The organism is Undibacterium sp. TC4M20W (assembly GCF_049340245.1).
Taxonomy (GTDB): Bacteria; Pseudomonadota; Gammaproteobacteria; order Burkholderiales; family Burkholderiaceae_D; genus Undibacterium.
This window is the reverse complement of record NZ_JBMPPI010000096.1, coordinates 1-255: the sequence shown is the minus strand read 5'-3', so window position 1 is coordinate 255 and position 255 is coordinate 1. Positions and strand designations below refer to the sequence as shown.

At 49.4% G+C, this 255-nt stretch carries 1 protein-coding gene; it reads left to right on the top strand.

The annotated features are described in order from the left end of the window. A partial coding sequence (locus ACO0LL_RS30435) for a DDE-type integrase/transposase/recombinase (protein WP_422954553.1) occupies positions 1–255 on the top strand: 255 nt, incomplete at both ends.

The following is a 255-nucleotide window of genomic DNA, read 5'->3' as shown; positions in this document are numbered from 1 at the left end:
CTCGAATCACTCTCTTCCTGTTGCATCGAATTTATTGAATCAGACATTTGCTCCAAGCCGTCCAAACCAAGTATGGCTGACTGATATCACCTATATCAGCACTGGAGAAGGATGGCTTTATCTGGCATGGATCAAGGATGTGTATACCTGCGAGATTGTTGGCTACGCCATGGGAGAGCGAATGACGCAAGCCTTGACTGCGCAGGCGCTCTGGCGTGCAGTGCGCAACAAACGTCCACAACCTGGATTGATTCA